We start from the raw sequence: 26,993 nt of genomic DNA, 5'->3' as shown, positions 1-26,993 counted from the left end.
GTCGGTGGGCGCACGGTGGACCGTATGCCCGTACCTCTAAGAACGCGAAGGCTTAGCGCGCGGTTGCCTGGATGGTGGCTTCGAGGGCCGCGTGCTGGATGGCCGCCAGTTCGTCGCAGCCCGCGACGGCGAGGTCGAGGAGCGCGTTGAGCTCCTTGCGGTCGAAGGGCTCCGCCTCCGCCGTGCCCTGGACCTCGACGAAGCGGCCGTCGCCGGTGCAGACGACGTTCATGTCGGTGTCGGCCTTCACGTCCTCCTCGTAGCAGAGGTCGAGGAGGGGGACTCCGCCGACGATGCCCACGGAGACGGCGCTCACGGTGCCGGTCAGTGGGCGTCGGCCCGCCTTCACCAGCTTCTTGCCCTGTGCCCAGGCGACGGCGTCGGCCAGCGCCACGTAGGCGCCCGTGATGGCCGCCGTGCGCGTGCCGCCGTCGGCCTGGAGGACGTCGCAGTCGAGGACGATGGTGTTCTCGCCGAGCGCCTTGTAGTCGATGACGGCGCGCAGGGAGCGGCCGATGAGGCGGCTGATCTCGTGCGTACGGCCGCCGATCTTGCCCCGGACCGACTCGCGGTCGCCGCGGGTGTTGGTGGCGCGCGGCAGCATGGAGTACTCGGCGGTGACCCAGCCCTCGCCGCTGCCCTTGCGCCAGCGCGGGACGCCTTCGGTGACGGAGGCGGTGCAGAAGACCTTGGTGTCGCCGAAGGAGACGAGGACGGAGCCCTCGGCGTGCTTGCTCCAGCCCCGCTGGATGGTGATGGGGCGAAGCTGTTCGGGGGTGCGGCCGTCGATTCGAGACATGCGGATGAGCCTAGCCGTATACGGGTGAGGGGCCGCCTCCGGGAAGGGAAGCGGCCCCTCAGGGGTGAGCCACGGGGTCCTCTGCGGGCCGTGACGCCTGCGAGCCGTGCGGCCTGCGGGCCGTCGGCCCGGTGAGCTCCGGCGTCAGTCGTCAGCCGGTGAGCCCCGGCGTCAGCCGGGTGAGGCCGGCGTCGGCTCGGTGAGCGTCGTGGCTCACATCATGTCTTCGATCTCCCCGGCGATCGGGTCGGCGTCCGTGCCGATGACGACCTGGATCGCGGTGCCCATCTTGACGACTCCGTGGGCGCCGGCGGCCTTCAGGGCGACCTCGTCGACCAGTGAGGGGTCGTTGACCTCGGTGCGGAGCCGGGTGATGCAGCCCTCGACCTCTTCGATGTTGTCGATGCCGCCGAGCCCGGCGACGATCTTCTCAGCCTTCGTGGCCATGTCCTACTCCCTGATCCGAACCGCTTTGTCGCAGTAACCCACAGTTGGCCCATCTTCGCGAGCGGTCATGTCGTACGTATCGAATGATGGCGATCACGACAGAGCGACCGGTCGTCAACTGGTCTACACCAGTGTGCGGGCCGTCGCCAAACCGGCCCCGTCCGGAGGACGCCGATGACCGCCGACAGCGCCCCCGCACCCGCGCGCATGCGCTGGAACAACCTGTTCCAGGGCTTGCAGAAGATGGGGCGCAGTCTTCAGCTCCCCATCGCGGTGCTGCCGGCGGCGGGCATCCTCAACCGGCTCGGCCAGCCGGACGTGTTCGGCGCGGACGGGCTCGGCTGGGACAACGTCTCCAAGGTGATGAAGGGCGCGGGCGGCGCGCTGCTGGACGGTGAGCTCGGACTGCCGCTGCTGTTCTGCGTCGGTGTGTCCATCGGTATGGCGAAGAAGGCGGACGGGTCCACGGCGCTGGCGGCGGTCGCCGGGTTCCTTGTCTACTTCGGGGTGCTGCACCAGTTCCCGGAGGGCTGCGCGCAGCAGGCGAAGGTCATCCAGAACATCGGCTGTCAGGCGCCCGACAACACCGTGGCGGCGTTCACGTACCAGAATCCGGGGGTTTTCGGCGGCATCGTCATGGGGCTGATGACCGCGTACTTCTGGCAGCGCTTCCACCGTACGAAGCTGGTGGACTGGCTCGGGTTCTTCAACGGGCGCCGGCTGGTGCCGATCATCATGTCGTTCGTGGCGATCGTGTTCGCCGCGTTGTGTCTGTGGATCTGGCCGCCGATCGGCGACGGTCTGGAGAACTTCAGCGACTGGCTGGTGAGTCTGGGCGCGTGGGGTGCGGGTGTGTTCGGTGTGGCGAACCGGGCGCTGCTGGTGATCGGTCTGCATCAGTTCCTGAACGTGCCCATCTGGTTCCAGTTCGGCAGCTTCACCAAGCCGGACGGGACCGTCGTGCACGGTGACATCAACATGTTCCTGAACGGCGACCCGAACGCGGGTCAGTTCACGTCCGGGTTCTTCCCGATCATGATGTTCGCGCTGCCGGCCGCCGCGCTGGCCATCGCGCACTGTGCGAAGCCGCATCGCCGCAAGGAGGTGGGCGGCATGATGCTCTCCGTGGCGCTGACCTCGTTCGTCACCGGTATCACGGAACCGATCGAGTACTCCTTCCTGTTCATCGCGCCGGTGCTGTACGCGATCCACGCGGTCCTCACCGGCGTCTCCATGGCGGTGACTTGGGGGCTGGGGGTCCATGACGGCTTCAGCTTCTCGGCCGGTCTGATCGACTACGTCATCAACTGGAACCTGGCGACCAAGCCGTGGGCGATCATCCCGATCGGGTTGTGCTTCGCGGTCGTGTACTACGTGATCTTCCGTTTCGCGATCACCAGGTTCGACCTCAGGACTCCGGGGCGGGAGCCGGAGGAGGAGGTCGAGGACACGACCAAGGCGTAGGCACTCCGCCGACGCCGCGACACCAGGCCCTTGGACCCATGGTTCCAGGGGCCTTTGTCGTGCCTGGAGCCGCTTCTTCCGGTTATGACTCAGGCCACAAAATTCGCGGGTTCCTTATCCAGCCTTCACCGTGCTACAACAGGTCTACACCACTGAGTGGTGTAGACCACGCCGTCCCCCAAAACCCCTTGTCCCCCGGGCGGCGCCTTGCCCACTGGAGGAAGTTGTGACCACGGCCAGCGCCGCTCCCGCGGCCGACAAGAAGAAGGGCGCCGGCGCGATGGCTGTTCTGCAGCGCATCGGCCGCAGCCTGATGCTGCCGGTCGCCGTTCTGCCCGCCGCCGCGCTGCTGGTGCGCCTCGGCAACACCGACATGCTCGGTCGCCCGTCCTTCCCCACGTTCCTTACCAAGATCGCCGGCTTCATGTCCGCCGGCGGCAACGCCATCCTCGACAACATGGCGCTGCTGTTCGCCGTGGGCATCGCGATCGGCTTCGCGAAGAAGTCGGACGGCTCGACGGCGCTGGCCGCCGTGGTGGGCTACCTGGTCTTCAAGAACGTGCTCGCCACGTTCACCGACAAGAACCTGCCGAAGGTGGCCACGGCCGTCGACGGCAAGGTGGTCATGGTCAACGCCCCGGTGGACGCGAAGGTCCTCGGCGGTGTGGTGATGGGCATCGTCGTCGCCCTGCTGTACCAGAAGTTCTACCGCACCAAGCTGCCCGACTGGGCGGGCTTCTTCGGCGGCCGCCGGCTCGTCCCGATCCTCTCCGCCTTCGCGGGCCTGCTGATCGGCATCGTCTTCGGCTACATCTGGCCGGTCCTCGGCACGGGTCTGCACAACTTCGGTGAGAAGCTGGTCAGTTCGGGCGCCGTCGGCGCCGGTATCTTCGGTGTCGCGAACCGCGCCCTGATCCCGATCGGCATGCACCACCTGCTGAACTCCTACCCGTGGTTCCAGGCGGGCGAGTACCACGGCAAGAGCGGCGACATCTCCCGCTTCCTGGCGGGCGACCCGACCGCCGGGCAGTTCATGACCGGCTTCTTCCCGATCATGATGTTCGCGCTCCCCGCCGCCTGCCTGGCGATCGTGCACTGTGCCCGCCCCGAGCGCCGCAAGGTCGTCGGCGGCATGATGTTCTCGCTCGCGCTGACGTCCTTCGTCACCGGCGTCACCGAGCCGATCGAGTTCACCTTCATGTTCATCGCGCCGGTCCTGTACGCGATCCACGCGGTGCTCACCGGTGTCTCCATGGCGCTGACCTGGGCGCTCGGCATGAAGGACGGCTTCGGCTTCTCGGCCGGCGCGGTCGACTTCGGCCTGAACCTCGGCATCGCGACCAACCCGTGGGGCCTGGTCCTGGTGGGCCTCTGTTTCGCCGCGGTCTACTACGTCGTCTTCCGCTTCGCGATCACGAAGTGGAACCTGCCGACGCCGGGCCGCGAGTCCGACGAGGAGCTCGCGGAGCTGCAGAAGGCCGAGGCCAAGTAGGCCGCACGCCGGTACGCCCGCACACGACGGGGCCCCCGGAACCAACCGACTGGTTCCGGGGGCCTTCGTGTGCGCGGGAGCGGTCGGGACTCGGGCCGGAGCGGCCGGGACTCGCGTGCGCAGAGCCGTCAGATCTCGGCCGCCGGCACTCGCGTGCGCAGAGCCGTCAGATCTCGTACGACAGCCGCGGCATCGCCAGTTCCGCCGGGCCCGAGTACGCCGCGCGGGCGTCCGCCAGGTTGACCTGGGAGTCCGTCCACGGGGGGATGTGGGTCAGGAGGAGGCGGCGGGCGCCGGCGCGGGCGGCGGTCTCGCCCGCCTCGCGGCCGTTGAGGTGGAGGTCGGGGATGTTCTCCTTGCCGTGGGTGAACGCGGCCTCGCACAGGAACAGGTCCGTGTCGCGGGCCAGTTCGTCCAGGGTCTCGGTCACGCCCGTGTCCCCGGAGTAGGTGAGAGAACGCCCCTCGTGCTCCACCCGGATGCCGTACGCCTCCACGGGGTGGCGCACCCGATCCGTGTGCACGGTGAACGGGCCGATCTCGAAGGTGCCCGGCTTGACCGTGTGGAAGTCGAAGACCTCGCTCATCGAGGAGGCGGTGGGAGTGTCCGCGTAGGCCGTGGTGAGACGGTGTTCCGTGCCCTCCGGCCCGTAGACCGGGAGCGGGTCGCAGCGGCCGCCGTCGTGGCGGTAGTAGCGCGCGACGAAGTACGCGCACATGTCGATGCAGTGGTCGGCGTGCAGATGGCTGAGGAAGATCGCGTCGAGGTCGTAGAGACCGCAGTGGCGCTGCAGCTCGCCAAGGGCACCATTGCCCATGTCGAGAAGCAGCCGGAAGCCGTCGGCCTCGACGAGGTAGCTCGAGCAGGCCGATTCCGCGGACGGGAACGACCCCGAGCAGCCGACGACGGTGAGCTTCATAAGAGCTGGAACCTCCGCGCTGGCAGGAAGTGCAGAGAGTAGATGCGGGGTGCAGATACTCGGATGCAGATACGGAAACGGGGGTCGTGCGGTCCGTCGAGCGTAAGGCGCAAAAGGGCCGGTCGCTCCTCCGCCCAGCGCCGTTGTGGGCGAACTCACCTGTGCTGTCACCGGTTCGGATGGACTTGACGGCGGCTTCGGGTGGACGTGGCGGCGGCTTGGGGTGGACATGCCGGGAGCCTTGGGCGGAAATGGCGTCAGCTCCGGGTGGACATGTCGGCAGCCTCGGGCGGAAATGGCGACGGCTTCAGGTGCACATGTCGGCAGCCTCGGGCGGAAATGGCGACGGGTTCGGATGGGCAGGGCGACGACGAGGTCGGGTGCAGCGCGGGCGGCGGGACATGCGCGCCGGTACCTTCTTTGGTATGGACACGTCCTGGTGGCTCGCGCTGGCGGCCGTCGTGCTGCTCGCGCTGGTCGCGACGCTGGTGGACGGCTGGGGGCGCCGCGGGCGCCGGCCGGCCGGGCGTACGCATCCGCCGGGGCGGCCTGGTGGGCGTCGGCGGGGTGCGCCGGGGCCGCGGGCCGCGGAGATCTGGTGGGCGAACGTTCCCTACGAGGACGCGCCGGGGACCAAGGACCGGCCGTGTCTGGTGCTGGCCGTGCGCGGGAATCGCGCCACCGTCGCGAAGATCACCAGCAAGTATCACGATGAGCGGGCCGGGGTGATTCCGTTGCCGCCGGGGGCCGTGGGTGATGCCCACGGGCGGGCCAGCTTTCTTGAGACGGATGAGCTGAGGGAGGTTCCCGTGGGGGACTTCCGGCGGCGGGTCGGGGTCGTGGACCCCGTGCTGTGGGATCAGGTGCGGTATCTGGCGGGCTGAGGGTTTTTTCGCCCCCGCCGCCCCTGCCCATTCCCGTCAACTGGGGGCTGCCGCCCCCCAGCCCCGCTTTCCGGCCTGGACGGCCTCGGCCTCGGCCTCGTCCTCAAACGCCGGACGGGCTGGAGATCGCCCCTCCGGCGTTTGAAGGCGCTACGCCCAGAGCTGCCCGTGCAGCGTCTCGATCGCTTCCTCTGTCGTCGCCGCCGTGTAGACGCCCGTCGAGAGGTACTTCCAGCCGCCGTCGGCCACGACGAAGACGATGTCGGCGCTCTCGCCCGCCTTGACGGCCTTGTTGCCGACGCCGATCGCGGCGTGCAGGGCGGCGCCCGTGGAGACGCCCGCGAAGATGCCCTCCTGCTGGAGGAGTTCCCGGGTGCGGGTCACGGCGTCGGCGGAGCCGACCGAGAAGCGGGAGGTGAGGACCGACGCGTCGTACAGCTCGGGCACGAAGCCCTCGTCGAGGTTGCGCAGGCCGTAGACGAGGTCGTCGTAGCGCGGCTCCGCGGCGACGATCTTGACGTCGGGCTTGTTCTCGCGCAGGAAGCGGCCGACGCCCATCAGGGTGCCGGTGGTGCCGAGGCCCGCGACGAAGTGGGTGATCGACGGGAGGTCGGCGAGGATCTCGGGGCCCGTCGTCGCGTAGTGCGCGCCCGCGTTGTCCGGGTTGCCGTACTGGTAGAGCATCACCCAGTCGGGGTGCTCGGCCGACAGCTCCTTGGCGACGCGGACCGCCGTGTTGGAGCCGCCCGCCGCCGGGGAGGAAATGATCCGCGCGCCCCACATGCCGAGCAGGTCACGGCGCTCCTGCGAGGTGTTCTCGGGCATCACGCACACCATGTGGTAGCCCTTGAGCTTCGCCGCCATGGCGAGGGAGATGCCGGTGTTGCCGGACGTGGGCTCCAGGATCGTGCAGCCCGGCGTCAACCGGCCGTCCTTCTCCGCCTGTTCGATCATGTGCAGGGCGGGGCGGTCCTTGACCGAGCCGGTCGGGTTGCGGTCCTCCAGCTTCGCCCAGATGCGGACGTCCGCGGACGGCGACAGCCGCGGCAGGCGCACCAGAGGGGTGTTGCCCACCGCGGCCAGCGGGGAGTCGTAGCGCATGAGAGATCAGCGGCCGATCAGACCATGCCACCGGCGACGGCCGGCAGGATCGTGACGCTGTCGCCGTCCGTCAGCTTGGTGTTGATGCCCTCGAGGAAACGGACGTCCTCGTCGTTCAGGTAGACGTTGACGAATCGGCGCAGTTCGCCGCCGTCGACGATGCGCGCCTGGATGCCCGCGTGCCGGGTCTCGAGGTCGGCGAAGAGCTCGGCGAGGGTCGCGCCGCCGCCCTCGACGGCCTTCTCGCCGCCGGTGTAGGTGCGGAGGATGGTGGGGATGCGGACCTCGATGGCCATGGTTGCGGGCTCCTGTCGGAAGGAAAGTCAGGTCGGTGGGGCGCGGCAGCGCGGTGAAGCAGAAGGCAGGGCGTACGCCGGTTGCGGAGCCGCGGCTCACGGCCGTACGGCGGCAGGGGTCAGCGCGTACAGATGGCGCTCTGCAGCCTGCACAGGTCGACGTGCAGCCGCGCCACGAGCAGCATGCCCGGCGTCTTGTCGCTCACGTCGTGGGAAACCATGGGCTCATCGTATCGATTCCCGGCACGGGTCCCGGGGTGTGATCTCGCATTCCGGACGCTTTTCGGCCGACAGGTGAGATCAGTAGGCCTCTACGACCTTGACCTCCTCCTCCGTGACCTCGCCCTCCACGATCCGGTACGAGCGGAACTGGAAGGGGCCGGCGTCGTCGGTGTCCGCGGTGGAGACGAGCACGTAGTGCGCGCCGGGCTCGTTCGCGTACGAGATGTCGGTGCGGGAGGGGTAGGCCTCGGTCGCCGTGTGGGAGTGGTAGATGATCACCGGCTCCTCGTCGCGGTCGTCCATCTCGCGGTAGAGCTTCAGCAGGTCCTGCGAGTCGAACTCGTAGAACGTGGGCGAGCGGGCCGCGTTCAGCATCGGGATGAAGCGCTCGGGGCGGCCCTCGCCCTCCGGGCCCGCGACGACGCCGCACGCCTCGTCGGGGTGGTCCTGGCGCGCGTGCGCGACGATCTGGTCGAAGAGGGCCTGGGTGATGGTCAGCATGCTCGTCAGGATAAGCAGAAGGGCTGTCCCGTACCGAAGCGTGGTACGGGACAGCCCACATGGTGAACCGGGGAGGTCGGCCGACCTCGGTCAGGAACGCCGGCCGACCTCGACCGGTGAGGTCAGCCGACCTTCTCGAGCGTCGGCTCGCGGCGCTCGGTGACCTCGGGGTTGCGTGCCTTCAGGATGGCCCAGCCGACGGCCAGGACGGCGGCCCAGCCGGCCATGACGTACAGGCAGATGCGGGAGTCGGCGTCGTATGCGATCAGGCACGTGACGAAGAGCAGGAAGACGACCGCGATCCAGCTGCACTTCGCGCCGCCCGGTGCCGGGAAGGAGGACGCGGGCAGGCGGCCCGCGTCGACCGCGCGGCGGTAGAGGATGTGGCTGATCAGGATCATCAGCCAGGTCCAGATGCCGGCCGCGGTGGCCACCGAGGTGACGTAGCCGAAGGCCTTCTCCGGGACGACGTAGTTCAGGAGCACGCCGATGCCCATGAAGAGCACGGAGACCGTGATGCCGAGAGCCGGGGTCTTCGTCGAGGAGAGCTTGTTGAAGGCCTTCGGGGCCTCGCCGTTGTCGGCCAGGGTGCGCAGCATGCGGCCGGTGGAGTACATGCCGGAGTTGCAGGAGGACAGGGCCGCGGTCAGCACCACGAAGTTGACGATGCCCGCGCCCGCCGGGATGCCGATCATCGCGAAGGCCTTCACGAACGGGCTGACTCCCGGTGCGAACTCCGTCCACTTCACGACGCAGAGGATGACCGTGAGGGCACCGACGTAGAACAGGGCGATGCGCCAGGGCAGGGTGTTGATCGCCTTGGGAAGGGTCTTCTCCGGGTTCTCGGACTCGCCCGCCGTGACGCCGACGAGCTCGACGGCGAGGTAGGCGAACATGACGCCCTGCAGGGTCATCAGGGACGAGCCGATGCCCTTGGGGAAGAAGCCGTTGAACTCCCAGAGGTTGGTGACCGACGCGGTGTCACCGGCGGCGCTGAAGCCGAAGGTGAGCACGCCGAGGCCGATCACGATCATGCCGATGAGGGCGGTGACCTTGATCATCGAGGCCCAGAACTCGATCTCGCCGAACACCTTCACCGAGATCAGGTTGGCGACGAAGAGGATGACCAGGAAGACCAGGGCCGACACCCACTGCGGGATCGACGGGAACCAGTAGTGGATGTAGATCGCGGCGGCGGTGAGCTCCGCCATGCCGGTGACCACCCACATCAGCCAGTACGTCCAGGCCGTGAAGTAGCCGAAGAACGGGCCGAGGAACTCGCGGGAGTACTCCGCGAAGGAGCCCGAGACCGGGCGGTAGAGGAGCAGCTCGCCGAGCGCCCGCATGATGAAGAAGATGATGACGCCCGCGAGGGCGTACATCAGGATGAGGCTCGGTCCCGCCTTGGCGATGTTCGCCCCGGCGTTGAGGAACAGGCCGACGCCGATGGCGCCGCCGATCGCGATCATCTGGACCTGACGGCTGCCGAGCCCGCGCTCGTACCCCTCTTCGGGGGCGTCGCCGCCCACGGCCTCACTGCCGTCGTACTGCTTGTCGACCTGCGATGAGGTCATGTTCGTGCGCCTTTCTCCATGCCGATCCGAGCCAGTCCCTTGGCTTCGGATCGGTTCCCGATCCCCCCGGATGGTGGAGCTTTGTGCCTGGCCGGCGATCCGCCGGCTCGGTGGCGCACCCGACCGGACATGGGTGGTGTCCTGTCGGGCGGTCGTGAAGATTTATCACGGCTGCAATGTTGATCGACTGGGGCTTACGTGGCACACACCACAGGAAGAACCGGACAAAAGTCTGACCGCGCCCCAAAGGGCGCGGTCATGGTGACGGGATCGTTATTCGGATTTGAGCGTCCTCTGAGCGAACACTCTGCCGGCCGCCCTGTCGCCTCATGTCCGGAAAGGCCGGGGCAAAAGGGCCCCGATCCCGGTCGTTCACGGCATCAGCGTCCCGGCCGTCACGGCATCAGCGTCTCGACGAGCGTCTCCTGGAGCCCGCCCAGCCACAGGTACGCCATCACCATCGGCTTGCGCGGGTCCTCGTCCGGGAGCCGGTAGAGGAGGTCCGTGTCCTCCTCGTCGACGACATCGAGCCGGGAGCCGATCGCCAGGCGCAGGTCGTTCAGGGTGCGCAGCCACTGCTCGGACTCCTCGGGGGACAGCTTGAGGACGCCGCCGCCGTCGCCCGCCGTGGTGAGCGAGTCGAGGGAGCGGATCACCGCGAGGGCGTTGTCGCGCTTGGCCGCGCGCAGGTCGTTCTCGGTGAAGCGGCGGAACTCGGCGGAGTACGCGCGCTGCTCCTCGGCCTGTTCGGGTGAGTCGGCCTCGACGTCAGGGCCGCTGTAGGCGTCCGGGAAGAGGCGTTGCAGCACCGGGTCGGAGGGCGGCTCGCTGGGACCCTCCGCGAACAGCTCGGCGAGCGGGTCGTCGGGGGCGTTCTCCGCGGGGCCGGGACCGATGAGCTCCAGGAGCTGGACGGCGAGGGAGCGGATGATGGAGATCTCGACCTCGTCGAGGGCGACGGCCGCGCCGCCGCCGGGGAGCGGTTCGAAGTGTCCTGGCATGGAGTGAGTTCGCTACTTCCGGTCCTGCGCCAAAGGTGCGGGCTGCTTCGGGTCCTGCCGGCCGTTTCCGGCTTCCGGGGGGCTCGGGCTACTTCCGGTCCTGCTGAAGGGTGGCCCACAGACCGTAGCCGTGCATGGCCTGTACGTCGCGTTCCATCTCCTCGCGCGTGCCGCTGGAGACCACCGCCCGGCCCTTGTGGTGGACGTCGAGCATGAGCTTGGTGGCCTTGTCCTTGGTGTAGCCGAAGTACGTCTGGAAGACATACGTCACGTAGCTCATGAGGTTGACCGGGTCGTTGTGGACGATGGTGACCCAGGGGACGTCCGGCTCGGGTACGGCGAAGACCTCCTCCGCCGACTCGGTCTTCTCGGTCTCTAGGGGTGCGGGAGCCGTCACACGGCCCATGCTGCCACCAGAGGGGGGCACCCGCACAAACGGCCCCCCACGGTCCCGGTCCCGGTAATAGGGCGGCCCCACAAATCGTCAGAGTGACGAGATGGGGGTACGATCCCGTCATGAACACAGGGGACCTCGGGCTGCCGGTGGACGTTCCGTCGACGGCGCTCTTCACGGACCAGTACGAGCTGACGATGCTGCAGGCCGCGCTGGCCGCGGGGACCGCCGAGCGGCGCTCGGTCTTCGAGGTCTTCACGCGGCGCCTGCCCGAGGGACGGCGGTACGGCGTCGTCGCGGGCACCGGACGCGTGCTCGACGCCGTAGAGAACTTCCGCTTCGACGCGGACGTCCTCGGCTTTCTGCGCGAGCGCCGGATCGTGGACGAGCCGACCCTGGACTGGCTCGCCACGTACCGCTTCGGCGGCGAGGTGTGGGGCTATCCCGAGGGCGAGGTGTACTTCCCGGGCTCGCCGATCCTGCGCGTCGAGGGCTCCTTCGCGGAGTGCGTGCTCCTGGAGACGGTGATCCTCTCCATCCTCAACCACGACTCGGCGATCGCGGCCGCCGCCTCCCGGATGTCCTCCGCCGCCGGCGACCGGCCGCTGATCGAGATGGGCGCCCGGCGCACCCATGAGCTGGCCGCGGTCGCCGCCGCCCGGGCCGCGTACGTCGGCGGCTTCACGACCACCTCCGACCTGGCCGCCGGGTTCCGCTACGGGATTCCGACGGTCGGCACCTCCGCGCACGCCTTCACCCTGCTGCACGACCATGAGCGGGACGCCTTCCAGGCCCAGGTGAACTCGCTCGGCCGGGGCACCACGCTGCTGGTCGACACCTACGACGTCGCCGAGGCCGTACGGATGGCCGTCGAGGTCGCCGGGACCGACCTCGGCGCGGTCCGCATCGACTCCGGCGACCTGCTGCTCGTCGCTCACCGGGTACGGCAGCAGCTGGACGAGCTGGGCACGACCGGGACGAAGATCATCGTGACCTCCGATCTGGACGAGTACGCGATCGCCTCGCTGGCGGCGGCGCCCGTCGACGCGTACGGCGTCGGCACCCAGCTGGTGACGGGATCCGGCCATCCGACCTGTTCCATGGTCTACAAGCTGGTCGCGCGCGCCGAGTCGGCGGACCCGAAGGCGCCGCTGGTGGCGGTGGCGAAGAAGTCCTCCGGCGGCAAGACGTCCATCGGCGGACGCAAGTGGGCCGCGCGTCGGCTCGACGAGCGGGGGGCCGCCGAGGCCGAGGTCATCGGCACCGGTCCGGTGCCGGGCGAGCTGGCCGACCGGCAGCTTCTGGTCGAGCTGATCAAGGGCGGCCAGGTCGTCGCCCGCGAGCCCCTCGACGTCGTACGCGACCGGCATGCGGCGGCCCGCGCCAATCTGCCGCTGTCGGCGACACAGCTCTCGCGCGGGGAGCCGGTGCTCCCCACCGAGTACGTCTGAGCTCCGGGGAGTACGTTCGAGATCCACGCTGTACGTCCGGGACGCGGGCGCCTCCCCCGCCCCCCTGCGAAGGGCGGCGCCCCACCGGCCCCACGGGTGCCCGCCCGTGCGGCCACGCATGAACAACCGGTGAGCGGGAATGCAACGGCAGCGTGCCCGCGCGGCCCGCGGAAGCCAAAAGCCCCCTCCCGTATCGCACTTGAAGTCTCTAGGCTCGGAAGTTCATCCGGCCGGGCCCGCACCCTCCCCCAAGTTCTCGGCTTCGCTCGAACGGGGGGGACCCCCACTGCCGACCCCATAGTCGAAGGACACCGACCATGCGCCGCGCCTTGATCGTCGTAGACGTGCAGAACGACTTCTGTGAGGGTGGCAGCCTCGCGGTGGCCGGGGGTGCCGATGTGGCCGCCGCCATCACGGAGCTGATCGGGCAGGCGCCCGCCGGCTACCGCCATGTCGTCGCGACCCGCGACCTCCACATCGCCCCCGGCGGCCACTTCGCCGACAACCCCGACTACGTCCACTCCTGGCCCGCGCACTGCGTGGCCGGCACGGAGGGCGTGGGCTTCCATCCGAACTTCGCCCCGGCGGTCGCCTCCGGCGCGATCGACGCCGTCTTCGACAAGGGCGCGTACGCGGCGGCGTACAGCGGCTTCGAGGGAGCCGACGAGAACGGCGTCTCGCTGGCCGACTGGCTGCGGGCCCGCGAGATCGACGAGGTGGACGTGGTCGGTATCGCCACGGACCACTGTGTGCGCGCGACCGCGCTCGACTCCGCCCGCGAGGGATTCCGCACGCAGGTCCTGCTCGACCTCACGGCCGGAGTGGCCGAGGAGACGACCGAGCGGGCCCTCGAGGAGCTGCGGACGGCCGGGGTGGAGCTCACGGGCAAGCCCGTCGTCTAGGGCCACCGGAGCGCCCGGCAGGCCCACGAAGCGCCCGGCAGACCCACCGGAGCACCCAGGGGCCTCCGGCGGGCCGGGCTGTGCGGGGTTGGTTATGCCTGCGCCGCCGGGCGTCTCAGCAGAGCCCTGATGGGGTGCCACAGCTCCTGGGACAGTTCGGCGACACCGTTGTCAGGGGCCGTACGCCATATGAGGCCGTCGGGGTGGTGCAGGACGGCGGTGATCTCGTCGGGGGTGGGCGGGGCCGCGTTGCCCCGCAGGTAGACGGCTCGCAGGCCCAGGTTGCGCAGGCGCGTCAGGGCGCGGGCGCGGTTCTGGGCGAGCACCAGGACCCGCACGCAGCCGCTGCCCGAGCCCGCGGGGCTGGGCAGGTTCAGTGCCACCACCACACTGCCGTTCGGCAGCTTGCAGAAACCTCCCGCGGCCATGCAGTCACATCCCCGTTTCGTCCGGTGTCAATAAGAGAGCCACAGGACGCACCTAAACACGATCGGCGGCGACCCGCCAGGGGGTCACCGCCGATACGCTTCTGACCTGCGAAAACGCTGACTACTTCACTGCGGGGCCGACCCGGAGCGAGATCGTGGAGCCGTCCTTGGCCTCCTTGACGATCTGGATCTTGGTGTTGGTGTCAGTGATCTTGACGCCGCCGGTGGGGTTCCTGTTGTCGTAGTAGTCGCTGGTGTGGTCGTTGAAGACCGACACCCCCTTCGACGACGGGATCTTCGTCGCGACGTCCGCGTTGTGCAGCGTGATGCCGTCCGTGCGGTAGAGGCTGAACGTCGAGTCGTAGGCCTGGACACGGTTGCGCTGCAGCGTGCCGTTGGACCACCACAGGGCCTTCGGGTGCGAGTCGACCGGAAGCGCGAGACCGACACCCGGGTGCTGGCTGGTGTTGTTGTCCGCCTGGGAGGTGTCCCACTTCCAGATCAACAGGCCGTTCTGGTACGGGTAGTGCTCCACCCAGTCCGGACGGGTCGTGGAGAAGCCGAAGTTGTACGGGCCGACCTTGAGGGTCTTGTCGTACGAGACGTACTGGCGGTTCTCCGCGATGTAGTACTGCGCGTAGTCCTTGGTGAAGGACGCACCGATGCGGGAGAAGCCGGTGGCCGTCCAAGCGGCGTCGGCCGACTCGGCGTTGTCCGAGAAGAGCGCCGAACCGTCGGCGGTGACGGTGATCTCGTCGGCCGCGAAGCCCTTCAGGGCCACGCCACCGTCCGTCTGGTAGCGGAAGCGGATGTCGATCTTCTTGCCCGCGTAGGCGTCGAGCGAGTACGACAGCTTCTTGTAACCGTCGACCGTGCCGGTGAGGACGGGCTTGTCGCTGCCGTCGCGCGGGATGGCGGCGCCGTCCACCGTGCCGTCGAGGGCGGTCCAGTTGGCGCCGCCGTCGGTGGAGACCTCGGTGTAGAGGTAGTCGTAGTTCGCCTCGATGTCGTACCAGCCGTCGAGGGTCAGCTTCGCCGCCGACTTGCCCGTGAGGTCCACGGAACGGGTCAGCGTGTTCTTGAGGTTGTCACCGCTGCCGCTCCACCACTGGCTGGAGCCCTGCGCCGGGGTGACGACCGTGGTGGTGACTTCCTTGTCGGGCAGCGTGACGAGCAGCGCCTGCTTGTTCCACGTGTTGTACTCGGCGACGCCCAGCTTGTGCGTGGACTGCTTGCCGGCCTTGGCGGTGTCGTAGTTGAGCCAGCCGAGCTGGAGCTTGTCCCAGGCGTTGAAGTCGCCGGGGAGGTCGCCGATGGACTCCTTGCCGGTGCCGAGCCAGGAACCGGAGGACATCAGGGTCCAGAAGCCGGTGGAGTTCTCGCCGCCGCCGCTGGTGTCGTAGTGGTCCGGCAGACCGAGGTCGTGGCCGTACTCGTGGGCGAAGACGCCGAGTCCGCCGTTCTCCGGCTGGATGGTGTAGTCGCCGACCCAGATGCCGGTGTCGCCGATCTGGGCGCCGCCGAGCTTGTTGTCGGCCGGACCCGTGGCGCCCGCGTCGGTGCCGAACGCGTACCAGCGGTGGGCCCAGATCGCGTCGGTGCCCTGGACACCGCCGCCCGCGGACTCGTCCTCGCCGGCGTGCACGATCTGGAAGTGGTCGATGTAGCCGTCGGGCTCGTTGAAGTTGCCGTCGCCGTCGAAGTCGTAGCGGTCCCACTGGTCGAAGTTGGCCAGGTCCGCCTTGATGGCCGCGTCGGTCTTGCCGGCGGCCTTCTGCTGGGCGACCCACGCGGTGACGCCGTCGCTGACGACGTTCCACACGCTCGGGCAGTTGGTCGAGCCGCAGGCGTTGTTGCCGTAACGGGCCTCGTTGTAGGGGACCTTGACCCAGTCGGCGACCGCGCCGTCGACCGAGTAGCGGCCCGAGGACTGCTTCTCGTAGAACTTCTTCATCGACTCGACGTTCTTGCCGGTGCCGAAGTAGAGGTCCTGGAAGTGCTTCTGGTTGTAGTCCGCCTGCCAGGCCGTGCTGTTGTCCTTGGCCCGGTCCGGCTCGGCTATCTGGTTGTGCAGCGGACCGGCCGTGCCGCCCGCCGAGCTGTCGGCCTTGTCGCCGAACTCGACCAGGATCGTGAAGATCTTGTCGGTCTTCTCGCGGCCGAGCTCGACGTACTTGCTGCCGCCCTTCTTGCTCTTCAGCTGGACGACCTGGGAGCCATTGCGGTCCTGGACCTTGGCGCCACCGGATATGACCTGGTTCAGGGCCTCTTGGCGCTGTGCGTCCTGGGTCTTGCTGAGCGGGCCGTCGAGGTCGTGTTCGACCTTCGTCCTGGCCGGCTGCGGATCGTGGCGCTCCACGGTCGCCGACGACGACGCGTCGTCGGCCTGCGCCACGGCGAACGTAGAGAACGTGGCGGTGGCCGCCGCGAGGGCGACGCCCACCGCGGTTGCTCTGAACGTCCATGGTCTGCTGGTCACTTGATGTCCTCCCCCGCGCCCGCTCACGCGGTGGAGGGATCCCGGTCTCGGATGGTCCGCGCGCGGTTACGCGATTCAAGTGACGACATTTGACCGGAGTTACTAAAGAAAAGACAGACCTTGACTTGAACCTGGCAAGTGCATTATGCGGAGCAGATGTTCGCCATCCGAACGCTCCGGGAGACCCTCAACGGGCGCGCTCGTCTGTCCACTTGGTGGACGTGATGACTCCGTGCGCCCCCTGTGCTTCGGCACCGTGGGTAAGGTCACGCTTACCAGTCGTTCCACTCGGGCATGCAGGCGAATAGAGTCGATTGGCGGAGCGCCGGACGTCGGTGGAAAGCCAAGCCGACACCGTTGTCTCACCCCCGATTCTTATCCGCACCTCCCCCATCGCGAGAGGCACCGGGGGGAGACCCCCACCCGAGGACACGATTGCCATGCCTCGTCCGACCGCCGCACAGCTCGCCTACGGTTCCTGCACCGTGATCTTCTCCACCCTCGCCATGCTGCTGCTGTCTCAGACGAGTTCGGGCCTGGGGATCGCGGTGATCACCCTCTCGGCGCTCGCGCTCGGACTGCTCGTCGCGCTGACGGTCCCGCTGCCGAGGCGCACGCCGTCCACCGCCGCTTCCGCGCCCGTCGTGGAGGAGCGGGTGCCGGTGCAGCGCGAGACCGCGTCCGTCTCCGCCTCCGCGGCACCCCAGCCGGTGCGCGAACCGGCCGGCCCCTGAAGCCTCGTACGCGAACCGGCCGGCCCCTCGAGACCTCGTACGCGAACCGGCGGCCCCTCGAGACCTCGTGCACGAAACCGGCGGGCCCTCGAGACCTCGTGCACGAAACCGGCGGGCCCTCGAGACCTCGTGCACGAAACCGGCGGGCCCTCGAGACCTCGTGCACGAAACCGGCGGCCCCTCGAGACCTCGTGCACGAAACCGGCGGCCCCTCGAGACCTCGTGCACGAAACCGGCGGGCCCGTGAGACACGGACCCGCCGGAAGTCGGAGCGTCGCCGCCGCCCTGACCTGCGTCAACTGGTGCTGACCACCACCGTCTTGGCCGCCTTGTCGTGCAGGCCCTGTTTGTAGGGCTTGTCGAAGAAGCTCCAACCGCCCGCGATCGCGGTCCAGATGCACGCGCAGCAGAAGGCGAACGGCAGCCACAGGACCAGCGAGCGGACCAGCATGGTCTGCACGGAAGGCGTGGCGCCGTTGGCGAGGTCGGCCACCCTCAGATGGAGCAGCTTCTTGCCCACGGTCTGGCCCGTCCTGCTCATCATCACGGTGTCGTACGCGATGTAGAGAATGGCGGCGACCACTTCCTTCCCGAAGGAGTCGCCGAACTCCATCTGGTCCGTGTTCACCGTATACGGGTGGAACCCGAACGCCCAGGACAGCAGCCACACCACGATGCCCACGAGGATCATGTCGAGGATTCTCGCCAGCACCCGTTTGCCACTGTCGGCGAGCGGGGGCATCCCGGCGAGCGGATCGCCGCCGTAGGGGCCGCCTGCGCCGTAGGGACCGCCGCCGCCGTGCGGGGGTGGCTGGCCGCCGCCGAACGGAGGCGGCTGATCCCCGTACGGCCTGTCGTAGGGGGAGCCGCCGCCCGGGGGCGGTGTGGGGCTGTCGTACGGGGAGCCGCCGCCCTCGGCGGGCGGGGGCTGCTTCTTGAACGGGTCGTCGTCCGGGGGCTGGCCCGAGCCGGGGGGCGGCGGTTCGCTGCTCATGGCCCGAGTCGACCGCGAACCTTCCGGCTCCGCATCCGGCGAGGGCCGTCCGGGGGAACCCCCGGACGGCTGCGCCGACGCCGCTACGAAGCCACTACGAGGCCGCTACGAAGGTGTGCGCCGCCTTGTCGTGCCAGCACTGGCGCCACGGCTTGTCGAACAGGCACCACAGGACGCCGATGACACCGACAGCGAGCAGGCCCGGCACGCTGTAGACGAGCCAGCGGCGCAGGGCCGCGCCGAAGGCCGGCGGTTCGTGGCCCTCGATGTCGCGCACCTCGATGCCGCACAGCTTCTTGCCGAGGGTGCGGCCCCACTTGGCGGTGGGCAGCGCGTCGTAGAGGACGCCGAAGAGGAGCAGGACGGCGAGGATGACGCCGAGGTAGCCGGTGGTCGTGCCGTCGAGCAGCCAGACCGTGACCTTCTCGCCGGACAGCTTGGCCGCGTCGATCTTCTCGTTGATGTGGTCGAGCGCCCTGGTGCCCAGCGGCACGGCGGCCGCTGCGGTGACACCGGCGAGGACGACGGTGTCCACGAGCCGTGCGGCCAGCCGCTTGCCCAGGCCCGCGGGCCTGGCCGCGGACTGCCGCCGCGCGGCCGCCTGGAAGACGTCGTCCACCGGCGGCTTCCACGGCACGACCGGCGGCTGTCCCTCGTCGGCCCCGGCCCCCGCGAGCCGGTGCACCTGCTGGGCCCAGGAGGGCTGGCCGCCCCCGGGGCCGCTGGTCATGGGGGTGGGGCCGGCCGACTGCTGGGGCACGGACGGCGTGGCGGGGGCGGAGGGAGTGGCGGGGGCGGAGGGGGCGTTGCGGGCGGCTGCGGCTGCCTGGGCTGCCTGTCCGGCGCCGAAGCCGGGTGCGGCAGCGGGTGCGCCGGACGCGCCCGCTGCCTGGCCCGTGCGCCCACCCTGCTGCGGCGTGCGCGGGGAGAGCGCACGGAAGGTCATGGTGCCCTCGGAAGGAAGGGGGTCCGGGGCGCCGGGCGTGGCGGAACCCGGCTTCGCGGGAGTGCCCGCGCCGCCAGAGCTCTCGCTCCCCGCGGGGCGCACCGGTCCCGTGGGACGCCGGAACACCACGGTGCCGCCGGACGCCGGGGGCTGCGGGCCGTTGCCGGAGTCCGCGGGCGGGATGGTCGCCGTGCCGTCCGTACGGGAGGACGTGCCGTCGGGCTGGACGACCGCGTCGCCCGGCGGGGCCGCGTGCGGCACCCGCGGGTCGGTGCCCTGGGGCTTGCCCCAGGAGACCCGGCGGTCCTGTTCGCCGCCGAAGCCGGACTGCCGGGAGCGGTCGGCGCCCCACGCGGCGGCGGGTTCGGGCCGGCTGCCGTGCTGGGCGTCGGCGGGCGACACCGGGGGCTGCGGGTCCTCGTCGAAGAAGTGCGGGCCGGTCTCCTCCGCCGGGGCGGCCGCCATGGGGGCGCCTCCCCGCTCGGGCGGAGCCGAGAGCTCGGGGGAGGGCACATGGGCGGGGCGCACGCCGGGCGGGGGCGCGAGCCCTTCGCCGTCGGACGGGGCCGGGCGGCTCGTACCCGGTACCCAGGCGGCACCGTTCCAGTACCGGACATATCCAGGAATGGAGGGGTCCGGGTAATACCCTTCGCGGGGCCTGTCGTCACCGGGGGCCGGGGTTGGGGCGCTCATGTCCGTCGTCCCGTATCTGCTCGGGGGTCTTGTTGAGGCTCCACATCTATCAGACCGGCGCACGGGTCACGGCCGCTCCCGCCGGACCCACCCCTTTCGAGCAAGGTTCCGACACCTACGGACACCGCCCGGAAAAACTTCCCGGAACCCGCGTAATGGTTCCGTGCCCACCCCCCTCTCCACTCGTACGGGCCCGCCCCAGGGCCCCGTACGCGAGAGGAAACGCACGACATGCACACCGTGGTGGAACGCGAACTCGAACTCAAACTCGTCCTGTCGCCCGAGCGCAGCATCCCCGTGCCGGCCCGGCTCAGCTACCGCACCGACGATCCGTACGCCGTCCACATCACCTTCCACATCGGCTCCGACCATCCCGTCAGCTGGACCTTCGCCCGCGAGCTGCTCGTCGAGGGGGTGTTCCGGCCGTGCGGGCACGGTGACGTGCGGGTGTGGCCGACGAAGGTCGCCGGCCGCGGCGTCGTGCTGATGGCGCTGAGTTCGCCCGACGGCGACGCGCTGCTCGAAGCGCCCGCCGCGCAGGTGTCCGCCTGGCTGGAGCGCACCCTGCGGGCGGTTCCCCCGGGCTCTGAGGCCGAGCAGCTCGGCATCGACGACGGCCTGGCCGAGCTGCTCGCTCCCACCCCGGCCGACGATCTGTGGCTGCGGGACCCCTGGCCGTCGGACGAATCCAAGGACGGCGGTGAGTGAAGCCACCCCAGCCGTCAATTGAGGAACCACAACGGTGATCGGCCGGCTTTGCGGGAGCGGCGGCGGGCCGGCCGCGAAGATGCCGGTCAGAAGAGCTTGCCCGGGTTCAGGAGCCCCAGCGGGTCGAACGCCGCCTTGATCGCGCGCTGCATCTCCACGCCCACCGGGCCGATCTCGCGCGCCAGCCACTCCTTCTTCAGGACGCCCACGCCGTGCTCGCCGGTGATCGTGCCGCCGAGTTCCAGGCCGAGGGCCATGATCTCGTCGAAGGACTCGCGGGCGCGCCGGGACTCGTCGGGGTCGCCGGCGTCGAAGCAGACGGTGGGGTGGGTGTTGCCGTCGCCTGCGTGCGCGCAGACCCCGATGGTCAGCGCGTACTTCTCGGCGACGCGCTCGATCCCGTCGAGCATGTCGCCGAGCCGGGAGCGCGGTACGCACACGTCGTCGATCATCGTCGTGCCCTTGACCGCTTCCAGCGCGGTGAGCGACAACCGCCGTGCCTGCAGGAGGAGTTCGGACTCGGCCGCGTCCTCCGCCGGGACGACCTGGGTGGCGCCGGCGGCCTCGCACAGGGCGCCGACGGCGGCGAGGTCGGCCGCCGGGTCGTGGGTGTCGAAGGCGGCGAGGAGGAGGGCCTCGGTGGTCTCCGGGAGGCCCATGTGGGCCAGGCCGTTGACGGCCTTGACCGTCGTACGGTCCATGAGTTCGAGGAGGGAGGGGACGTGTCCGCCCTCCATGATCTGGACCACGGCGTCGCAGGCGGCCCGCGCCGACCCGAACTCCGCCGCCAGGACCAGCTGCTGCGGCGGCTGCGGCCGCAGGGCCAGGATCGCCCGTACGACGATGCCGAGCGAGCCCTCCGAGCCGACGAAGAGGCGGGTGAGGTCGTACCCGGCGACTCCCTTCGCCGTACGGCGGCCGGTGGACATCAGCCGTCCGTCGGCGAGGACGACTTCGAGGCCGAGGACGTACTCGGCCGTCACCCCGTACTTCACACAGCACAGGCCGCCGGAGGCCGTGCCGATGTTGCCGCCGATCGTGCACATCTCCCAGCTGGAGGGGTCCGGCGGGTAGTACAGGCCGTGTTCGCCGACGGCGCGCGAGAGCGTGGCGTTGATGACGCCGGGCTCGACGACGGCGATCCGGTCGACCGGGTTGATCTCGAGGATCCGGTCCATCTTGACGAGGGACAGCACGATGCAGCCGTCGGAGGCGTTGGCGGCGCCGGACAGGCCGGTGCGGGCGCCCTGCGGGACGACCGGGACGCGCAGGTCGGTCGCGACGCGCATGACGTGCTGGACCTGCTCCACGGTGCGGGGAAGGACGACGACGGCCGGGCTGCCCGCCTCGCAGAAGCTCGCCATGTCGTTCGCGTAGGCGACCGTGACGTCCGGGTCGGTGAGGACGGCCTCGGCCGGCAGGCCGCTCAGCAGACGGTCCACGAGGTTGCCGGTGACCTCGTCGCGCGGGGCTTCGATACGGCTCATGATCACAGCGTCGCACTCGGGGCCATCGGTGTGAACCCCGTCCGTGGAACCCTTCGCGTGCCGTGATGTGGTCTTCGTATTGACGCACAGTGAGCGGCATGGTGATCCACGAGCGACAGCCGGTCCTCAGCGGGCTGCATCCTCAGGAGCCCCCCGGGCCGCGTCTTCCCCGCGCCGTGAAGGGCGCGCTGATCGGTGTGGTCGTGGGGGGCGTCGTCGTCGGCGGTGTGCTGGTGCTGCTGCCCCCCGTGCGGCACACCGTGGCGCCGCCGCCCGCGCCGGGCCCGGTGGCCCGGGCGATGACGGCGGTCGGGGCCGGGGTGCCCGTCGCGCTGCCCGATCTGGCGGCGCTGATCGGCGATCGCGAGGCCCATCTGCGGGCCCATCCGCGCGACGCGCAGTCGTGGGCGGTGCTCGGCGGCGCGTATGTGGAGCAGGCGCGGCGGACCGCGACGCCGGCGTACTTCCCGAAGGCCGACAAGGCGCTGCGCACCTCGCTGCAGACCACGCCGCGAGGGAACGTGGAGGCGCTGGACGGGCTGGCCGAGCTCGCCAACGCGCGGGGCGACTTCCAGGCGGCCAGGAAGTGGGGCGAGGAGGCCCTGAAGCAGGCGCCGAAGCGGTGGACGACGTATCCGCTGCTGATCGACGCGTACACCGGGCTCGGCGACTACAAGGCCACCCGCAGCACCCTCGAAAAGCTCCAGGCGCTGCACTCCGGTCCCGCGGTGAAGGCATCGGCCGCGCGCGTCTACTGGGACCGCGGCTGGCGCGAGGACGCGGCGGCCTCGATCGCCGACGCGGCGGCGGCCGCGGCGACGCCGCCCGAGCGGGCGGCCTTCCTCCAGCAGGCCGGTGAGCTGGCGTGGCAGCGCGGCGACCGGGAGCAGTCGCTGCGCTACTACGAGGCCGCGCTCGCCGCCGACCCCGACGAGCACGCGGCCCTCGCCGGGCAGGGGCGCGCGCTGGCCGCGCTGGGGCGGGTGTCGGAGGCGCTGCGCGCGTACCAGGAGGCGCTCGCCGGGCGGCCCGCGCCGCGCTACTCCCTGGAGATGGGCGAGCTGTACGAGAAGCTGGGGCTCGGCGGGGCCGCGCGTGCGCAGTACGACCTGCTGCGGGAGCGGGTGCGGCAGGCGGAGACCGGCGGCGTGGACGACGAGCTGGTCCTCGGGCTCTTCGAGGCGGACCACGGCGACCCGGAGGAGGCGGTGTGGCGGCTGCGCGCCGAGTGGAGCCGGCACCCCGGCATTCCGGTCGCGGACGCGCTCGGCTGGGCGCTGCACCGGGCCGGGCAGGACGAGGAGGGGCTCGAGTTCGCCACGAAGGCCACGGACAAGGACCACGGCGGCGGTGTGCGCAACGCGCTGTACGCCTACCACCGGGGCCAGATCGAACGTGACCTGGGGCTCGACGGCCCGGCCCGCCGGCACCTCGCCGACGCCCTGCGCGTCAACCCGTACTTCTCGCCGCTGCTCGCCCCCGTGGCGCAGGAGGCCCTGACGGCCTTGGGCGAACCCCCCGACGAGGGGCCGCCGCCGGAGGAGCCGGAGCCGGCCGTGCTGCCGGTCGCCCCCGTCGCGCCCGGCACACCGCGCACCCAGCGCCAGCCCAGTAAGCCCGTCACGCCTGCCCCGAAGCACTCGGCGGCGCGCTGATCCCCGCTTCGTGGCGCGGCCTACCCGTACTCCTTGTAGTAGACCGAGAACCTGCGGGCCCCCACCGCGCCCGAGGCGAGGCCGATGCACAGCCGGGGGCCGACGTCCCGCCGGACGGCGAGCCCTTCGGGTTCACGGTGGTCGAGGGAGTAGCCGGCCTCGGTGCGCGTCTGCTGGACCAGGGCGCCGGTGCGGATGTCGAGGCAGGAGACGTAGGCGTTGCCGTGTCCGGAGGGCGGGTTGGTGGCGTCGTCGTACGCCGTGCCGGCCAGCTGGTAGAGGAAGTCGCCGTGCAGGGCGTACCCCTGGAAGGGGATGCCGGGGTCCGGGTGGGCGCCGGTCTGCGGGAAGTCGGCGAGGTGGGCGGTGTAGTCGCCGGAGACGAAGGTGTCGAGGTCGTAGACGCGGTAGCGCGGCACGTTGTCGACGCGGTGGCGTACGGCGATCCGGCTCGTCGCCATGCAGAGGGCCGGCTGGTTGTTGGTGGAACCCGGGACCGGGCGGCGGACGTTGACCTGGTCCAGGGTGCGGGAGGCGCCGTCGGCGAAGTGGAAGCGAGTGACGCCCTGGCCGTAGCCGCCCACCGCGGCGGCCTCGGTCCAGATCCAGACGGAGCCGTCGGCCCCGTTCTGCACGCCCATGCTCACGCCGTGCCCGAAGCCGCGCAGATACATGTGGCCGAGCCGGTCGCCCTCGAAGTCGAGCTTGTTCAGGCACAGGTCGCCGGCCTCGGCGCCGCCCGTCGTGACCTGGAGGACGTACAGGTGCTCGTTCGTCTCGTCGAAGGCGAAGGACTGCGCAACCGTCGGCTCCTGGAGCGTGTCCTTCTTCCACAGCCACCGCTCGGACGGTGTGGACAGATCTATGCGCGCCACGGGCCCTCCCCCGGGTCCTGTGGGCGCCCCCGTGGCGCCCACAGGACCTGAGAGCGTCAACCGGCGTTCGCCGGTTGCACGTTCCGCGGGTCGCTCCGCTTCCTACAGGTTGCCGCGCTTCTCCTGCTCCCGCTCGATCGCCTCGAACAGGGCCTTGAAGTTGCCCTTGCCGAAGCCCATCGAGCCGTGCCGCTCGATGATCTCGAAGAAGACGGTCGGACGGTCCTGGACCGGCTTGGTGAAGATCTGCAGCAGATAGCCGTCCTCGTCGCGGTCGGCGAGGATCTTCAGCTCGCGCAGGGTGTCGACGGGGACGCGGGTGTCTCCGACCCACTCGCCGAGGGTGTCGTAGTAGGAGTCGGGGGTGTCGAGGAACTGGACGCCGCCCGCGCGCATGGTGCGTACGGTCTCGACGATGTCGTTCGTGTTCAGCGCGATGTGCTGGACGCCCGCGCCGCCGTAGAACTCCAGGTACTCGTCGATCTGGGACTTCTTCTTGGCGACGGCGGGCTCGTTGATCGGGAACTTGACCTTGAGCGTGCCGTCGGCGACGACCTTCGACATCAGCGCCGAGTACTCGGTCGCGATGTCGTCGCCCACGAACTCCTTCATGTTCGTGAAGCCCATGACCTTGTTGTAGAAGCCGACCCACTCGTTCATGCGGCCGAGCTCGACGTTGCCGACGCAGTGGTCGACGGCCTGGAAGGTGCGGCGGGCGGGCGGCTCGACGATCGGCTTCGCGGCCACGAAACCGGGCAGGTACGGGCCGTCGTAGCCCGAGCGGTCGACGAGCGTGTGGCGGGTCTCGCCGTACGTCGCGATCGCCGCGAGGACGACCGTGCCGTGCTCGTCCTTGACCTCGTACGGCTCGGCGACCGACCGGGCGCCGTGCTCGACGGCGTAGGCGTACGCGGCACGCGCGTCCGGGACCTCGATGGCGAGGTCGACGACGCCGTCGCCGTGCGCGGCCACGTGCTCGGCGAGGAAGTGGCCCCAGGGGGTGGCGGGCTTGATCACGGAGGTGAGGACGAAGCGGGCCGAGCCGTTCTCGAGGACGTACGACGCCGTCTCGCGGCTGCCGTTCTCCGGTCCGGAGTAGGCCACGAGCTGCATGCCGAAGGCCGTGGAGTAGTAGTGCGCGGCCTGCTTGGCGTTGCCGACGGCGAAGACGACCGCGTCCATTCCCTTGACCGGGAAGGGGTCGGCCTGCCGGGCGGTGTCGGGAGTGTGATGTGTGGTCTGCGTCATGGCCGCAGGCTCCCTCCGTTCCGCAAGGTGCGCAATAGTTCGTGTATCGGCTGGGCAATATGCTCAGGCGATCCCGCGTTTCGGCGGGCGTTCTGTACAGGATGACCATCCCGGAGGCCCTCGTGGCGATCGATCATCTGGACGGCCGGCTCCTCGTGCTGCTCGCCGAGGAACCGCGCATCGGCGTCCTGGAGATGTCCCGGCGGCTCGGGGTCGCGCGCGGCACCGTGCAGGCCCGGCTCGACCGGCTTCAATCGAATGGAGTCATCCGGGGGTTCGGGCCGCAGGTGGACCCGGCCGCGCTCGGCTACCCGGTCACGGCGTTCGCCACCCTCCAGATCCGGCAGGGGCAAGGAGCGGACGTGCGGGCTCACTTGACGACCGTGCCTGAGGTGCTGGAGCTGCACACGACGACCGGCAGCGGAGACATGCTCTGCCGGCTGGTGGCCCGCTCGAACGCCGATCTCCAACGTGTGATCGACCGGGTTGTCGGTTTTGATGGCATCGTCCGGGCCTCCACGGCGATCGTCATGGAGAACCCCGTTCCGCTGCGGATCATCCCGCTGGTGGAGCAGGCGGCAACCGAGCACTGAACGACGACCGGGGTGAGGTGGCGTGAACTTCTGGGAGTACCTGAGCAGCCGCCACCAGCAGCTGCTCACGGACGCCTACCAGCACGCCAGCGCGGTCTTCCAGTGCATGGTCGTCGCCACGCTCATCGGGGTGGTGATCGGCGTGATCACCTACCGGAGCGACTGGGCGGGCAGCCTCGCGACGACCTCCACGTCGACCATCCTGACGATCCCTTCGCTCGCGATGATCGGTCTGCTCATCCCGATCGTGGGCCTGGGCGTCCCGCCCACGGTGATCGCGCTGACGCTGTACGGGCTGCTGCCGATCGTGCGCAACTCGATCGTCGGTCTGCGCGGGGTCGATCCCGCGCTGGTGGACGCGGCGACGGGCATCGGGATGTCCCGCCTGGCCCGGCTGGTGCGGGTCGAGCTGCCGCTGGCCTGGCCGCCGATCCTCACCGGGATCCGGGTCTCCACGCAGATGCTGATGGGGATCGCGGCGATCGCGGCGTACGCCTCCGGGCCCGGCCTCGGCAACGAGATCTTCCGTGGCATCGGCTCCCTGGGCAGCAAGAACGCGCTCAACCAGGTGCTCGCGGGGACGCTCGGGATCATCATCCTGGCGCTGCTGTTCGACGCCGCGTACGTCCTCATCGGGCGGCTGACCATTCCGAGGGGGATCCGTGTCTGAAACGGCCGGGAAGGGCGGGAGCAGCGGAAGCGGTGG

General features: G+C 70.0%; 27 protein-coding genes. 10 read left to right on the top strand and 17 right to left on the bottom strand.

Annotated elements, in window-relative coordinates:
- Window positions 1-52: 52 nt before the first annotated feature.
- Both rph and ACFVXA_RS11225 read right to left on the bottom strand, forming a co-directional pair.
- Window positions 53-799 carry a ribonuclease PH gene (gene rph / locus ACFVXA_RS11230; RefSeq protein ID WP_383735123.1) on the bottom strand — a complete coding sequence of 249 codons (747 nt, stop codon included), beginning with the start codon at window positions 797-799 and terminating at the stop codon, window positions 53-55.
- Between the two features lie 213 nt (window positions 800-1,012).
- Window positions 1,013-1,246 carry a PTS glucose/sucrose transporter subunit IIB gene (locus ACFVXA_RS11225; protein WP_362017738.1) on the bottom strand — a complete coding sequence of 78 codons (234 nt, stop codon included), beginning with the start codon at window positions 1,244-1,246 and terminating at the stop codon, window positions 1,013-1,015.
- 174 nt (window positions 1,247-1,420) lie between these two features.
- Here ACFVXA_RS11225 and ACFVXA_RS11220 point away from each other — a divergent pair, with 174 nt between their 5' ends.
- Window positions 1,421-2,710: a PTS transporter subunit EIIC gene (locus tag ACFVXA_RS11220; RefSeq protein ID WP_362017737.1), complete on the top strand. Its 1,290-nt coding sequence runs from the start codon at window positions 1,421-1,423 to the stop codon at window positions 2,708-2,710.
- Window positions 2,711-2,936: 226 nt separating this feature from the next.
- The gene (locus ACFVXA_RS11215; protein WP_362017736.1) at window positions 2,937-4,202 is read left to right on the top strand and encodes a PTS transporter subunit EIIC; all 1,266 of its coding nucleotides are present in this window, start codon (window positions 2,937-2,939) and stop codon (window positions 4,200-4,202) included.
- Window positions 4,203-4,368: 166 nt separating this feature from the next.
- Here the strand turns inward: ACFVXA_RS11215 and ACFVXA_RS11210 are convergent, their stop codons facing one another.
- Window positions 4,369-5,121, bottom strand: coding sequence for an MBL fold metallo-hydrolase (locus ACFVXA_RS11210; protein WP_383735127.1), 753 nt, complete (start codon window positions 5,119-5,121; stop codon window positions 4,369-4,371).
- A gap of 425 nt (window positions 5,122-5,546) precedes the next feature.
- On the opposite strand from ACFVXA_RS11210, the gene ACFVXA_RS11205 reads away from it, so the two are divergent.
- Window positions 5,547-6,005, top strand: coding sequence for a type II toxin-antitoxin system PemK/MazF family toxin (locus tag ACFVXA_RS11205; RefSeq protein WP_362017734.1), 459 nt, complete (start codon window positions 5,547-5,549; stop codon window positions 6,003-6,005).
- Between the two features lie 150 nt (window positions 6,006-6,155).
- Here ACFVXA_RS11205 and ACFVXA_RS11200 read toward each other — a convergent pair whose 3' ends face one another.
- The 7 genes from ACFVXA_RS11200 to clpS all read right to left on the bottom strand — a co-directional run bounded on the left by ACFVXA_RS11200 (window position 6,156) and on the right by clpS (window position 11,106).
- Window positions 6,156-7,106 carry a cysteine synthase gene (locus ACFVXA_RS11200; protein ID WP_362017733.1) on the bottom strand — a complete coding sequence of 317 codons (951 nt, stop codon included), beginning with the start codon at window positions 7,104-7,106 and terminating at the stop codon, window positions 6,156-6,158.
- Between the two features lie 17 nt (window positions 7,107-7,123).
- Window positions 7,124-7,402, bottom strand: a complete 279-nt coding sequence (locus ACFVXA_RS11195; protein WP_362017732.1) for a MoaD/ThiS family protein — start codon at window positions 7,400-7,402, stop codon at window positions 7,124-7,126.
- 119 nt (window positions 7,403-7,521) lie between these two features.
- Window positions 7,522-7,623, bottom strand: a complete 102-nt coding sequence (locus ACFVXA_RS11190) for a putative leader peptide (RefSeq protein ID WP_313904860.1) — start codon at window positions 7,621-7,623, stop codon at window positions 7,522-7,524.
- Window positions 7,624-7,702: 79 nt separating this feature from the next.
- Window positions 7,703-8,125 (bottom strand): M67 family metallopeptidase, encoded by a 423-nt coding sequence (locus ACFVXA_RS11185; protein ID WP_362017731.1) that lies wholly within the window; start codon window positions 8,123-8,125, stop codon window positions 7,703-7,705.
- A gap of 122 nt (window positions 8,126-8,247) precedes the next feature.
- A complete protein-coding gene (locus ACFVXA_RS11180; RefSeq protein ID WP_362017730.1) occupies window positions 8,248-9,699 on the bottom strand; it encodes an amino acid permease in 1,452 nt (483 codons plus the stop codon).
- 395 nt (window positions 9,700-10,094) lie between these two features.
- Window positions 10,095-10,700 (bottom strand): DUF2017 domain-containing protein, encoded by a 606-nt coding sequence (locus tag ACFVXA_RS11175; RefSeq protein WP_362017729.1) that lies wholly within the window; start codon window positions 10,698-10,700, stop codon window positions 10,095-10,097.
- Between the two features lie 88 nt (window positions 10,701-10,788).
- Window positions 10,789-11,106 (bottom strand): ATP-dependent Clp protease adapter ClpS, encoded by a 318-nt coding sequence (clpS, locus tag ACFVXA_RS11170; RefSeq protein WP_148008615.1) that lies wholly within the window; start codon window positions 11,104-11,106, stop codon window positions 10,789-10,791.
- Window positions 11,107-11,216: 110 nt separating this feature from the next.
- Between clpS and ACFVXA_RS11165 the strand changes: the two genes are divergently transcribed.
- Window positions 11,217-12,545, top strand: a complete 1,329-nt coding sequence (locus ACFVXA_RS11165; protein WP_390024704.1) for a nicotinate phosphoribosyltransferase — start codon at window positions 11,217-11,219, stop codon at window positions 12,543-12,545.
- Window positions 12,546-12,862: 317 nt separating this feature from the next.
- Entirely contained in the window at window positions 12,863-13,447 is a 585-nt protein-coding gene (locus ACFVXA_RS11160; protein ID WP_362017727.1) for an isochorismatase family protein, read from the top strand.
- A gap of 92 nt (window positions 13,448-13,539) precedes the next feature.
- On the opposite strand, the gene ACFVXA_RS11155 is transcribed toward ACFVXA_RS11160, so the two are convergent.
- Window positions 13,540-13,875, bottom strand: coding sequence for a hypothetical protein (locus tag ACFVXA_RS11155; protein WP_362017726.1), 336 nt, complete (start codon window positions 13,873-13,875; stop codon window positions 13,540-13,542).
- A gap of 121 nt (window positions 13,876-13,996) precedes the next feature.
- The gene (locus ACFVXA_RS11150) at window positions 13,997-16,354 is read right to left on the bottom strand and encodes an immune inhibitor A domain-containing protein (protein ID WP_383735134.1); all 2,358 of its coding nucleotides are present in this window, start codon (window positions 16,352-16,354) and stop codon (window positions 13,997-13,999) included.
- A 440-nt stretch (window positions 16,355-16,794) separates the two neighbouring features.
- Here ACFVXA_RS11150 and ACFVXA_RS11145 point away from each other — a divergent pair, with 440 nt between their 5' ends.
- Window positions 16,795-17,088, top strand: coding sequence for a hypothetical protein (locus tag ACFVXA_RS11145; protein ID WP_362017724.1), 294 nt, complete (start codon window positions 16,795-16,797; stop codon window positions 17,086-17,088).
- Window positions 17,089-17,383: 295 nt separating this feature from the next.
- Here the strand turns inward: ACFVXA_RS11145 and ACFVXA_RS11140 are convergent, their stop codons facing one another.
- Window positions 17,384-18,082 carry an RDD family protein gene (locus tag ACFVXA_RS11140; RefSeq protein WP_384017362.1) on the bottom strand — a complete coding sequence of 233 codons (699 nt, stop codon included), beginning with the start codon at window positions 18,080-18,082 and terminating at the stop codon, window positions 17,384-17,386.
- 94 nt (window positions 18,083-18,176) lie between these two features.
- Window positions 18,177-19,721 carry an RDD family protein gene (locus ACFVXA_RS11135; RefSeq protein WP_390024702.1) on the bottom strand — a complete coding sequence of 515 codons (1,545 nt, stop codon included), beginning with the start codon at window positions 19,719-19,721 and terminating at the stop codon, window positions 18,177-18,179.
- A 231-nt stretch (window positions 19,722-19,952) separates the two neighbouring features.
- Here ACFVXA_RS11135 and ACFVXA_RS11130 point away from each other — a divergent pair, with 231 nt between their 5' ends.
- The gene (locus tag ACFVXA_RS11130; protein ID WP_362017721.1) at window positions 19,953-20,429 is read left to right on the top strand and encodes an SsgA family sporulation/cell division regulator; all 477 of its coding nucleotides are present in this window, start codon (window positions 19,953-19,955) and stop codon (window positions 20,427-20,429) included.
- Window positions 20,430-20,515: 86 nt separating this feature from the next.
- Here ACFVXA_RS11130 and ACFVXA_RS11125 read toward each other — a convergent pair whose 3' ends face one another.
- Complete coding sequence (locus tag ACFVXA_RS11125) at window positions 20,516-21,922, bottom strand: FAD-binding oxidoreductase (protein WP_390024700.1); 1,407 nt, start codon at window positions 21,920-21,922, stop codon at window positions 20,516-20,518.
- Window positions 21,923-22,014: 92 nt separating this feature from the next.
- Here ACFVXA_RS11125 and ACFVXA_RS11120 point away from each other — a divergent pair, with 92 nt between their 5' ends.
- Entirely contained in the window at window positions 22,015-23,571 is a 1,557-nt protein-coding gene (locus ACFVXA_RS11120) for a tetratricopeptide repeat protein (protein WP_362017719.1), read from the top strand.
- A gap of 20 nt (window positions 23,572-23,591) precedes the next feature.
- On the opposite strand, the gene ACFVXA_RS11115 is transcribed toward ACFVXA_RS11120, so the two are convergent.
- Complete coding sequence (locus ACFVXA_RS11115; RefSeq protein WP_362017718.1) at window positions 23,592-24,446, bottom strand: Teichoic acid biosynthesis protein C (Precursor); 855 nt, start codon at window positions 24,444-24,446, stop codon at window positions 23,592-23,594.
- 102 nt (window positions 24,447-24,548) lie between these two features.
- Entirely contained in the window at window positions 24,549-25,694 is a 1,146-nt protein-coding gene (gene hppD, locus ACFVXA_RS11110) for a 4-hydroxyphenylpyruvate dioxygenase (RefSeq protein ID WP_362017717.1), read from the bottom strand.
- A gap of 122 nt (window positions 25,695-25,816) precedes the next feature.
- Here hppD and ACFVXA_RS11105 point away from each other — a divergent pair, with 122 nt between their 5' ends.
- Together ACFVXA_RS11105 and ACFVXA_RS11100 are read left to right on the top strand one after the other, a co-directional pair.
- Complete coding sequence (locus ACFVXA_RS11105) at window positions 25,817-26,287, top strand: Lrp/AsnC family transcriptional regulator (RefSeq protein ID WP_362017912.1); 471 nt, start codon at window positions 25,817-25,819, stop codon at window positions 26,285-26,287.
- Window positions 26,288-26,309: 22 nt separating this feature from the next.
- A complete protein-coding gene (locus ACFVXA_RS11100) occupies window positions 26,310-26,957 on the top strand; it encodes an ABC transporter permease (RefSeq protein ID WP_362017716.1) in 648 nt (215 codons plus the stop codon).
- Window positions 26,958-26,993: the final 36 nt, after the last annotated feature.

Origin of the sequence: Streptomyces sp. NPDC058246 (assembly GCF_042881985.1) — a bacterium.
Classification (GTDB): Bacteria; Actinomycetota; Actinomycetes; order Streptomycetales; family Streptomycetaceae; genus Streptomyces.
The sequence above is the reverse complement of the archived record's forward strand: the minus strand, read 5'-3'. Positions and strand labels throughout refer to the sequence as shown.

Coding starts and splice junctions, on each gene's coding strand:
- rph (WP_383735123.1), bottom strand. CDS start 799: ATGTCTCGAATCGACGGCCGCACCCCCGAACAGCTTCGCCCCATCACC.
- ACFVXA_RS11225 (WP_362017738.1), bottom strand. CDS start 1,246: ATGGCCACGAAGGCTGAGAAGATCGTCGCCGGGCTCGGCGGCATCGAC.
- ACFVXA_RS11220 (WP_362017737.1), top strand. CDS start 1,421: ATGACCGCCGACAGCGCCCCCGCACCCGCGCGCATGCGCTGGAACAAC.
- ACFVXA_RS11210 (WP_383735127.1), bottom strand. CDS start 5,121: ATGAAGCTCACCGTCGTCGGCTGCTCGGGGTCGTTCCCGTCCGCGGAA.
- ACFVXA_RS11205 (WP_362017734.1), top strand. CDS start 5,547: ATGGACACGTCCTGGTGGCTCGCGCTGGCGGCCGTCGTGCTGCTCGCG.
- ACFVXA_RS11200 (WP_362017733.1), bottom strand. CDS start 7,106: ATGCGCTACGACTCCCCGCTGGCCGCGGTGGGCAACACCCCTCTGGTG.
- ACFVXA_RS11195 (WP_362017732.1), bottom strand. CDS start 7,402: ATGGCCATCGAGGTCCGCATCCCCACCATCCTCCGCACCTACACCGGC.
- ACFVXA_RS11190 (WP_313904860.1), bottom strand. CDS start 7,623: ATGGTTTCCCACGACGTGAGCGACAAGACGCCGGGCATGCTGCTCGTG.
- ACFVXA_RS11185 (WP_362017731.1), bottom strand. CDS start 8,125: ATGCTGACCATCACCCAGGCCCTCTTCGACCAGATCGTCGCGCACGCG.
- ACFVXA_RS11180 (WP_362017730.1), bottom strand. CDS start 9,699: ATGACCTCATCGCAGGTCGACAAGCAGTACGACGGCAGTGAGGCCGTG.
- ACFVXA_RS11175 (WP_362017729.1), bottom strand. CDS start 10,700: ATGCCAGGACACTTCGAACCGCTCCCCGGCGGCGGCGCGGCCGTCGCC.
- clpS (WP_148008615.1), bottom strand. CDS start 11,106: ATGGGCCGTGTGACGGCTCCCGCACCCCTAGAGACCGAGAAGACCGAG.
- ACFVXA_RS11165 (WP_390024704.1), top strand. CDS start 11,217: ATGAACACAGGGGACCTCGGGCTGCCGGTGGACGTTCCGTCGACGGCG.
- ACFVXA_RS11160 (WP_362017727.1), top strand. CDS start 12,863: ATGCGCCGCGCCTTGATCGTCGTAGACGTGCAGAACGACTTCTGTGAG.
- ACFVXA_RS11155 (WP_362017726.1), bottom strand. CDS start 13,875: ATGGCCGCGGGAGGTTTCTGCAAGCTGCCGAACGGCAGTGTGGTGGTG.
- ACFVXA_RS11145 (WP_362017724.1), top strand. CDS start 16,795: ATGCCTCGTCCGACCGCCGCACAGCTCGCCTACGGTTCCTGCACCGTG.
- ACFVXA_RS11140 (WP_384017362.1), bottom strand. CDS start 18,082: ATGAGCAGCGAACCGCCGCCCCCCGGCTCGGGCCAGCCCCCGGACGAC.
- ACFVXA_RS11135 (WP_390024702.1), bottom strand. CDS start 19,721: ATGAGCGCCCCAACCCCGGCCCCCGGTGACGACAGGCCCCGCGAAGGG.
- ACFVXA_RS11130 (WP_362017721.1), top strand. CDS start 19,953: ATGCACACCGTGGTGGAACGCGAACTCGAACTCAAACTCGTCCTGTCG.
- ACFVXA_RS11120 (WP_362017719.1), top strand. CDS start 22,015: ATGGTGATCCACGAGCGACAGCCGGTCCTCAGCGGGCTGCATCCTCAG.
- hppD (WP_362017717.1), bottom strand. CDS start 25,694: ATGACGCAGACCACACATCACACTCCCGACACCGCCCGGCAGGCCGAC.